This is a genomic window from Xenorhabdus eapokensis, assembly GCF_001908105.1.
This window is the reverse complement of the sequence record NZ_MKGQ01000002.1, coordinates 295,190-304,830: the sequence shown is the minus strand read 5'-3', so window position 1 is coordinate 304,830 and position 9,641 is coordinate 295,190. Positions and strand designations below refer to the sequence as shown.

Here is a 9,641-nt window from a genome sequence, read left to right as displayed (position 1 = left end):
ACTCTTAGTGTGCGTTGAAGAATTTATGACCGCCTTTTCATCAGGGCAACAACCGGGAGTGAGAAAAATGAGTGTATCGTTATTATGAAAGCTTATTTACTGGTAGGCTAAATTTACATACTCGAATAACTGTTTTTGATCTTGCCAAAGTGATTCATTAACATGGTAATACCGCAAAGTCACAGGTATTCCTCTTTTTGAATAAATAAATTTTTCCATTCCCCTGGCTTTAAATAGTACCTCAGCATGACTATTTCCTCGTAAATAAAGCTCTCCATCAGAACTGATAGCAAATAAAACATTATCAATTAACAATCCAATGCCACCAAATTGAGATTTTTTCTTAAGCGTTCCCAGCGAAGATACACCATGTTGCAATTGAGCAAAACGAGCTCCAGATAAAAACATTTTTTATCACTCCATGAATCACATTCCAAAGTAATGTTTAATCATGCCTTCTGTTAATAAAATAGATAACTAGAACAATTAATTAAAACCATACGCAATCTAATCCCAACTGCCAATCGTTAAGGTAGAAAAATTCTAATTTCTGTAAATTTTTGCGAAGCGCTTTGAAAAAAAGAGACTTGCTTTTAATCAAATATCGTTATACTGTATAAATATACAGTTTATTGTAGCAAGGAACATTATGAGCATCCGATCAACGTGGGAACATCTCATTGAGAAAAAAACAACAGCTACTGGTACAACCGTGAACGAACATAAAACAGACAAAAAAATGGTTGGGATGACCATGAAAAGAGTGTCTTTTGTGAAACTACCTCAATGCACTGCACACATGATAAAAGGCATGGTCAGTGAGCTGATTTACCATGAACACCAGCCTGTCATTAATCACATTCTTCTTCCTTTATTGCGTCAGTCCGGAAAAGAAAATCGATGGTTACTTTGGGTGAATCCTAATAAACGGTTAAGTCGCCAATGGTTAATAGATGCGGGGCTTCCCTTAAATAAAATTATCCAACTAAATCAAATCCGTCCTATTGCTTCAATTAATGCCATGGAAAAAGCGCTGGCAAGCGGTAATTATAGTGTTGTATTGGGTTGGTTACCGGAATTATCAGAATATCAATTAAATACATTACAAATAGCGGCGCAAAAGGGTATTACTCTCGGTTTTATTATGCGGCCACAAAATTTATCACATCCCCTCATTGCACAAAAAAATAGGCTACAAGTTTACTCTAATTACTATCATTGACTTAAATTAGGATTAATCCCAACATTTTTTATAAAAAATAAGCTACTCATTGAGTAATCATTATTGTTTGCAATGAAAATCAATATATTAATACTGTAAATATTGTAAATGTTCGTCAAAAATATTTATGTTTTGTCATTCGATAATTAAATTTTTTGTACCATGAATCACAGTGCACTTGTAACTTTTTAACTTCGTTGTAGACTTTACACAGTTTAGGGAGTTGTGCTGACCGCTCTTATATTTCAGAACACATCTTCTGATTATGATTAAAGCATGGTTACCTAACAGAACATTTTAACCAGTGGCTAACAATAAGGCTTTTAAAGCCAATTGCCTATTTGGATGATAACGAGGCGTAAAATGAAAAAGACAGCTATCGCAGTAGCAGTGGCAGTGGCAACTTTCGCAACTGCTGTTCAAGCAGCTCCAAAAGACAACACCTGGTATACCGGTGCTAAACTGGGTTGGTCTCAATACCATGACGTAAATTTCTACGGTAATGGTTATGATAACCGGATTGGTAACGGCTCTCCCGAAAAAAGCCAGTTAGGTGCGGGGGCTTATGTTGGTTATCAGGCAACCCCATACTTAGGCTTTGAGCTGGGTTACGATTGGTTAGGCCGCATCGCTTATAAAGGCAGCATTAATAATGGTGCTTTCCGTGCCCAAGGCATTCAATTGACTACTAAACTGAGCTACCCAGTACTAGACAATCTGGATGTGTATACTCGTCTTGGGGGTATGGTAGTGCGTGCCGATTCCTCTGCGACTTATCACGCTGATGCCGCTTCTCCTACACAAGTCAGGAAGAAAAACGACTATACAGGTCTTTCTCCTCTGGCCGCGATTGGTGTCGAATATGCATTGACAAAAAATCTGGCAACCCGTGTGGATTATCAATGGGTTAACAACATCGGTGATGCCACTACTGTTGGTGCCCGTCCAGATAACAGCCTGTTGAGTGTTGGTGTTTCTTACCGTTTCGGACAAGATGAAGCTGCGCCGGTCGTTACACCAGTCGCACCTCCAGTTGCACCAGCGCCTGTGGTTGAAAGCAAGAGCTTTACCCTGCGCTCTGATGTTCTGTTCAATTTCAACAAATCAACACTGAAAGCAGAAGGTCAACAGGAACTGGACAACCTTTATAACCAACTGGCTAAAATCGACCCAACCCAGGGTAAGGTTCTGGTAGTCGGCCACACTGACCGCATCGGCAGCCAAAATTACAACCTGCCACTGTCTCAAAAACGTGCTCAGTCCGTCGTAGATTATCTGGTTGCTAAAGGTATCCCAGCAGATAGCATTCAGGCAGAAGGTCGTGGTAAAGAAAACCCTGTCACTGGCTCTACCTGTGACAAGATTAAAGTTCGTTCTAAACTTATCGACTGCCTGGCTCCAGATCGTCGTGTAGATATCAACATTCAGGGCACGACTGAAGTGGTAACTCATCCAAAATCTGCTCAATAATGCTATTCTAATCAACTTATTAAAACCCCATTATTAATGGGGTTTTATCCCTTCCTCTTATTTAGCAACAGGATTATTCTCCGAGTATTGCTTCCAGATCCTGCTTCAAACTCGACATTTGGTGAGCATACTTTTCCCGATATTCAGCATCTTCCAATAACAGTATGATTGTTTCTGACAGGGTATTGCCACGACGTTGGGAAAGCGCAGAAAGCCGCTGCCAGACATGAAAATCCAAATCGATGGATTTCTTACGCGAGTGTTGGTGTTCAGCATTAAAATGACGTTTACGCCGTGCCCGAATCGTTTGTTTCATTCGGTTGGACAAATCCGGATTCATATGCAGAGCAATCCATTTCAGTACCTTGACTGGCTCACTTTCTAAATTCATTAATTCATTGACCGCATCTTGCGCAGCACTTTTTTCAATGTATTTAGTAATCGGCTCACCTTCACGGTGTTTTTTTGCCAAATAAGCCCACTTCCAGCCACATTCCAGATTTTCCAATTGTTGATATTTCATTTCATCTCTCAGTGACAGCGTAACTAAAATTAAGCATAGCAACTATTTCTTTAAATTTCCTATAACAACACAGAATATTGGCATATCTTACAATCAATGAAAGCTCTGGCTCAAATGTCGTTTCTTTCAAAATTCTGGCATGTCGATTCATTGACTAATCTTGTATAATAAATGTTTCCCTTTTCACTATATGATGTAGCTATCACCTTGACGAATATAAAACTAGACTGGCAGGCATTACAGCCAAACAATGCACCTTATCAGGCACTCTTCCATTCTGTCGCTGAATTGCCCCCCATCACAATGAATATGGTTCAACCCAGGCTACATAGTGGGTTATCCCTTTTTTGTCAGACCTCCCTGCGTCAACCTTTTATGCTACTGAAAGCAGAAGAGAGTGATGTTTATCTGTCTCTTCTATCCCATACTATTTCCTCTTTGTTACCGCAGAGCCATCCAACTGTCGGTGGTTATTACCAAATTGAGCACCAAACCATTACCTGGCACTCTTCAGGGGAAGGTATTTTTGCACCAACTGAACGAGTTGCTTACCGTGAGTGGATTGAACCTGAGCAATTATTTGGCAATGTCTATACGTACCAAGGGGTACTTCAACTGCAACCAGGCCTCATCCATCAAGTAAATGGTGGTATCTTGATTTTGCCTTTGCGCACCCTGCTCTCTCAGCCATTGATGTGGGTTCGTCTCAAGCAGATGATTATTCAGCGCCGTTTTGACTGGCTGTCACACGATGAAAATCGTTCCCTGCCATTGCCAATACCTTCAATGGAATTGGATCTGCGCCTGATTTTAGTCGGTGACAGGCTCAGTCTTGAAGAGTTACAGGCCATTGAACCTGAACTGGCAAACAGCGCTTTGTATGGCGAATTTGAGCTGGATATGCCCTTTCATGCAGAAAATGATCTAACAATATGGTGCCAGTACGTTAATGGAATCACTCAGCAACAAAACTTGCCTCCATTAAGTGCCGATGCCTGGCCTGAGTTAATTAAGCTTGCTACCCGTTACACAGAAGATCAATTCCGGTTACCTCTGGACATTCAATGGATACAGCAAAAATTGGCAGCCGCTGCCAATTATCAACAGGAAAAACAGATCACCAAACACTCCCTGCAACAAGCGGAAGATAATCGTACCTGGCGTCATGGTTATTTGGCTGAACGCAGCATAGATGAAATGCTGAAAGGCCAGATATTGATTCACACGCAAGGTTCAGTTATTGGTCAAATTAATGGGTTATCTGTACTCGAATATCCTGGACACCCTGATCCAATAGGAGAACCTTCTCGTATCAGTTGTGTTGCGCATTTAGGGGATGGGGAATTTATCGATGTGGAACGCAAGGTTGAATTAGGTGGCAATATTCATGCAAAAGGCATGATGATCATGCAGGCTTATTTAATTTCTGAATTGAAATTAGAGCAACCACAACCGTTCTCAGCTTCGATTGTATTTGAACAATCCTATGGTGAAGTGGATGGGGACAGTGCTTCACTCGCCGAATTGTGCGCTTTTATCAGTGCGTTGTCACAACAACCGATCGACCAGCAAATTGCCGTTACGGGCGCAGTAGATCAATTTGGTTATGTGCAACCTATTGGTGGCGTTAATGAAAAAATTGAGAGTTTCTTCCGTATATGTCACTACCGAAAGTTAACCGGTCATCAGGGCGTCATTATCCCAACCGCAAATGTTCAACATTTGTGCTTAAATCAAGATGTTATTGATGCGGTAAAGAATGGACAATTTCATATTTGGGCAGTTGAGCATGTTTCTGAGACGATATCATTGTTAACAGGTATTCCTTACTATGATCCACAAAAAGAACACTTGTTAGCTATGATATGTGAACGTATTGCACAAGCTCATATTCAAGAAAGACCTCAGCTTCCTTGGTTCCTCCGCTGGCTAGGTTAACTCCCTCATATCTGATCGGAGTTGTTGGGTGTACAAGTGTACGCTATTCTCTAGCCTTACACGATTATAAGGCTATCTGAAAATATGTTTAAAAAACAAGAGTCCTACACGAAAGAAGAACTTCAAGCCTCTGGGCAAGGTAAATTGTTTGGTGAGAATGGACCACCGCTGCCTTCTGGCAATATGTTGATGATGGATCGCATCATAAAAATGACAGAAACCGGTGGTACTTACGATAAGGGGTATATCGAGGCTGAACTCGATATCAACCCTGAGTTGTGGTTTTTCGATTGTCATTTTACCAATGATCCTGTCATGCCAGGCTGCCTTGGCCTTGATGCCATGTGGCAGCTTGTCGGTTTCTTCCTGGGCTGGATCGGTGGAGAAGGTAAAGGCCGTGCGCTCGGTGTGGGGGAAGTTAAATTTACCGGTCAGATATTACCAACAGCTAAAAAAGTGACCTATCGCATTAATCTCAAGCGCGTCATTAATCGCAAATTAATTATGGGTCTGGCTGATGGTGAAGTGCTGGTAGATGGTAAACTGATTTATACTGCGACTGATTTGAAAGTAGGCTTGTTTAAAGATACCAGTGCCTTTTAATCGATTTTTATTGGCAACTAACGATTTTTGAACACCTCCGCTACCGCGCGGAGGTGTTTCTCCCTTTTGATTAACTCACACACGATCTTCCTGCGCCTGACGCCAGCCCCCTAACCAATACGAACGAGCATCCAATGAATGATAAGGACAGTGCTCCCGTGGCCGTCCCAAAATGCCTGCATGATAACCTCTGGAAAGCGCTCTGGTTAAACGGTCTCTTTTCTGTCTTTTCATGCCTGACTTCCTCATTTGTTACTATAAAAATAAAACAATGATCATTTTTATCCGATTGGCTCTAGTGATCTCCCCCATGAAATGAACCATATGCAATCAATATCAAACAAAGCTATGCATAATCCAGCTAACCTTGCAAAGAGAGTTGGCTGGCAATGGATTTGGCTAACTGGCTGTAACCCTTAGCTAAAGTAAGCACTAATTCCGCGTAGCCATCTTTTTCCTGTTTCAACTTAAGGCTGAATGGCCGCCTAATCACCCGGTTCAGGTTAGACAATAGCCAATAGCCTTCAATCACTACCTGGCCATCATAGCGCCCGTGAAAAGCCGTTATTGTGATATCCAGCGCATCGGTACCTTTTTCTAATTTCTGCTGAGAAACCAAACGATGTGGAAATGCGGCGCTTAGTTCAGAAATCAATGTTTGTTGTAACTGTTGCTGCAAGGGGCTAGCCCATAAATGGTTCGATGCATTGATATAGCTCACCTCCCCTGTTTGATACACAATGCCAGGAGCAGTAAGGTAGTCAGAAAGAGCAACCCTTTTTATCCACAGTTGTCGTTCACGTTTAGCTCCCCATTTGCCTTCCTGTGATGCCAAGTTAGCCAAAGCGGGTAACTGATAATATGTTTTTTGGGGCTGACTACTACTGCATCCCGAAATGAGCACACTGACAGACATAAAAAATGCCAATTTTGAAATCAATTTTTTCATCAGTTAGGCGCCTTTTTAGGTTCAGGATCTTTTATCGCTTCTGCTTCAAATACCAATGCATTGCTTTTATTGTTGAGTGTTTTCAAAACAGGCTGTAATTCACGTAATACCTGCTCTAGTTGTTGCATATTATCCATCAACTTACTGTAAGCCGGTGAGCCTGGTTGGATACCCTGCATACTGCGGTTTAACTCATGCAATGTATTTTGTATATCTTTAGGCAGTTCCTGTGCTGCTTTACTCACAAGAATGCGATTTAATTCATCCATCGTTTTCTGCGCTGTTTTGATTGCTTTCTGGCTTTCTTTCAGTGTCTGTGTAGCCTGAATAAACACCGACTCAATCGGCATGTTGTTGATCTTATCCAACACTGTAGTGACTTTTTGTTGAATTTGCGCCAAACCACTGCTTACTGTAGGCAGAGTCTTATAACCCGCGATTTCGTATGGCCCTTTCCAGGGTTTTTCATTAGTAAAAAAGTCCAGATCAATAAACAACGCACCTGTGAGTAAATTGCCTGGTTTCAAAGTCGCTCTCAATCCCCTGGTAATCGTTTCCTTCAATTCTTTGTCTGTGTTGAATCCATTACCTAACTCTTTCACAAATCGCCCAGGCTCTACATGAATCAATACAGGAATACGGAAGTCATTGTCGATACGCTGCTTAATATCTTCACTATAAAAGGGAACTCTTGCCACCGTTCCTACTCGGATACCACGGAATTCGACAGGCGCTCCCGGCTGTAAGCCACGCACAGAATCAGAGAAAAATAATAAAAATTCTGTATGCTCTGTATACAATGCGTTTTGGATATTTTTCTCGCTTTCGTAGAGTTTAAAGACCTCTTTTTCCTTCACTGGATTACCTTGCTCCCAACCTTTTGGTACATCAAAACTCACCCCCCCGCCAAACAAGGTCGATAATGAAGCAACTTCAACCCGTATACCTTGTGATGACATATCAAATGTGACACCGCTGTCTTTCCAGAATTTGACATTTGTAGTCAGTAACGCGTCATAAGGTGATTTAACGAAAATTTGGTAACGAACCAATCGGGATGTTGGATCAAAAGTGCCGGCCTCAACTGAACCCACTCGATATCCCCGAAAGAGCACTGGATCTCCTGGTGTTAATTGTCCTGCTTTTTCACTAGTCAGGATCAGGCGAACCCCTTTTGCATCAGGGGAAGCAAGCGGTGGGGCATCAAGCAATGAAAAACGATTTTCTTCGTCACCTTGTGTGCCGGGTTGTAATTCAATAAAAACACCAGACAGTAATGTACTCAGACCGGAAACACCTTCACGGCCAATCTGGGGTTTCACAACCCAGAAAGCAGTATCTGTACGTAGCAAGCGACGCATCCCATCATTTAGGCGGGCTTTAATGATAACTTGACCCAAGTTTTCGCTCAAAGACACGCTTTCGACAACCCCAACGTCAACACTGCGGCTTTTAATTTTAGTTTTACCTGCCTCAATACCTTCCGCATTAGAGGTTATCAGTGTGACTGCTGGCCCCTGGTGACTAAAATGGTAGAACAGTATCCAGGCGCCAATTAGCACAGTGATAATAGGTACGATCCATACAGGTGACCAACTCTTAAGTTTACGAATTCTGGCTTGAGTCAGATCTTCTTCTTTATCCGTCACCTTACTACTCCTCATTCTTATGTAGCTCAAATTTACGATTAGCTTTGTCCCAGGTTAAACGGGGATCGAACATGATTGATGCAAACATCGTCAAAATAACAACCAGGGCAAACAGGACTGCCCCCAGGGCAGGATAAATACTCATCAGTTGACCCATGCGAACTAACGCGGATAAGACAGCAATAACGAATACATCAATCATTGACCAACGCCCAACAAACTCCACCATTTCATAAATAAAATTCATTTTTTCGGAATCATGTCCCGTTTGTTTTTTGGCATCCCAGCATAACCAACCAATCGCCAGCATTTTCAATAAAGGTATCATGATACTGGCAATAAAAATAACCATGGCAACAGGATACGAGCCAGAACCCCAAAGCAAAATAATCCCTTCCAGAATAGTGGAATGAATTTGCTGTCCTAGTGCCTGAGTCACCATGATAGGCAAAACATTCGCTGGAATATAAAGTATGGCTGATGTTACCAGTAGTGCCATTGTGCACTGAAGGCTATTGCGGCGACGGGCGTCCCCCTTTGTATGGCAACGGGGGCACCGAGATTGTTGGACGGGCAAGATGGCAGTACAACTTTGGCAAAGTCTGACACCTTGCACCAAACCCGGTTTTCCAGCCTGCAAGGGATGGCAAACTTCAGGCGCCGGAGCAATTTCATTCCAAAACCAGTGCCTGTCAAGACACTGAAACGCCCTGACCTGAAACAGACAAAACAAGCAATAAGGGAAAAAACTCAGGCCAATGCTGATTTCGCCATGTGCCATCAATTTAACAAAGCTGACCAACACACCCGCAAGGAAGATTTCTGCCATGCACCATGTTTTCATTTTAAACAAAATGCGCGCCAACTCTATTTTCAAGCGGCGCGCCATTTTGACGTTCTGACATAAAAGGATGATGGCAACCATACAAAATGTTGGCACAAGCTGAACGAAGATCAAGAAAAGTGCAGCCATACTGGAATAATCTTCGTTGAACATCACCTTGGGGATCTGAGTCAACTTTATTTCACTCACCATCCCCGCCACACTCATGCTAACAAAAGGAAACAAGCAAGCGAGAAAAAGCATGATTAATGCGCTTAATGCATAGCCGGTTGGTTGATTACGCGGCTCTCTCCACTTTGCTGTCAGTAACGCATTACACCGTGGACAAGCCGCCTTTTTCCCTTGTTCCAAATCAGGCACAGCCACCAGCATGTCACACTGGGGACAAAGAGCCAGCCTGTCATGCTGGTGGTTATTGGAACACAAAGTGTTTCTCCTTTAGC

10 protein-coding genes are annotated in these 9,641 nt (G+C 42.3%); 4 read left to right on the top strand and 6 right to left on the bottom strand.

Annotated elements, in window-relative coordinates:
- Window positions 1-96: 96 nt before the first annotated feature.
- Window positions 97-408: a TfoX/Sxy family protein gene (locus Xedl_RS02885; RefSeq protein WP_244149657.1), complete on the bottom strand. Its 312-nt coding sequence runs from the start codon at window positions 406-408 to the stop codon at window positions 97-99.
- A gap of 241 nt (window positions 409-649) precedes the next feature.
- On the opposite strand from Xedl_RS02885, the gene sulA reads away from it, so the two are divergent.
- Both sulA and ompA read left to right on the top strand, forming a co-directional pair.
- Window positions 650-1,222, top strand: a complete 573-nt coding sequence (gene sulA, locus Xedl_RS02880) for an SOS-induced cell division inhibitor SulA (protein ID WP_074022545.1) — start codon at window positions 650-652, stop codon at window positions 1,220-1,222.
- A gap of 363 nt (window positions 1,223-1,585) precedes the next feature.
- A complete protein-coding gene (gene ompA / locus Xedl_RS02875) occupies window positions 1,586-2,692 on the top strand; it encodes a porin OmpA (protein ID WP_074022544.1) in 1,107 nt (368 codons plus the stop codon).
- Window positions 2,693-2,765: 73 nt separating this feature from the next.
- Here the strand turns inward: ompA and matP are convergent, their stop codons facing one another.
- Entirely contained in the window at window positions 2,766-3,215 is a 450-nt protein-coding gene (gene matP, locus Xedl_RS02870; protein WP_074022543.1) for a macrodomain Ter protein MatP, read from the bottom strand.
- Window positions 3,216-3,422: 207 nt separating this feature from the next.
- Here matP and Xedl_RS02865 point away from each other — a divergent pair, with 207 nt between their 5' ends.
- Window positions 3,423-5,153, top strand: a complete 1,731-nt coding sequence (locus Xedl_RS02865) for an AAA family ATPase (RefSeq protein ID WP_074022590.1) — start codon at window positions 3,423-3,425, stop codon at window positions 5,151-5,153.
- An 84-nt stretch (window positions 5,154-5,237) separates the two neighbouring features.
- On the top strand, window positions 5,238-5,756 hold the full coding sequence (gene fabA / locus Xedl_RS02860; RefSeq protein WP_074022542.1) for a bifunctional 3-hydroxydecanoyl-ACP dehydratase/trans-2-decenoyl-ACP isomerase: 519 nt from the start codon (window positions 5,238-5,240) through the stop codon (window positions 5,754-5,756).
- Window positions 5,757-5,831: 75 nt separating this feature from the next.
- On the opposite strand, the gene rmf is transcribed toward fabA, so the two are convergent.
- From rmf to pqiA, 4 genes are all read right to left on the bottom strand, one after another.
- Window positions 5,832-5,990, bottom strand: a complete 159-nt coding sequence (gene rmf, locus Xedl_RS02855) for a ribosome modulation factor (protein ID WP_074022541.1) — start codon at window positions 5,988-5,990, stop codon at window positions 5,832-5,834.
- 127 nt (window positions 5,991-6,117) lie between these two features.
- Entirely contained in the window at window positions 6,118-6,705 is a 588-nt protein-coding gene (gene pqiC, locus Xedl_RS02850) for a membrane integrity-associated transporter subunit PqiC (protein ID WP_074022540.1), read from the bottom strand.
- The gene (pqiB, locus tag Xedl_RS02845) at window positions 6,705-8,354 is read right to left on the bottom strand and encodes an intermembrane transport protein PqiB (protein ID WP_074022539.1); all 1,650 of its coding nucleotides are present in this window, start codon (window positions 8,352-8,354) and stop codon (window positions 6,705-6,707) included. The genes pqiC and pqiB overlap by 1 nt, the downstream gene beginning before the upstream one ends.
- A 4-nt stretch (window positions 8,355-8,358) precedes the next feature.
- Entirely contained in the window at window positions 8,359-9,624 is a 1,266-nt protein-coding gene (gene pqiA, locus Xedl_RS02840; RefSeq protein WP_074022538.1) for a membrane integrity-associated transporter subunit PqiA, read from the bottom strand.
- Window positions 9,625-9,641 lie beyond the last annotated feature (17 nt).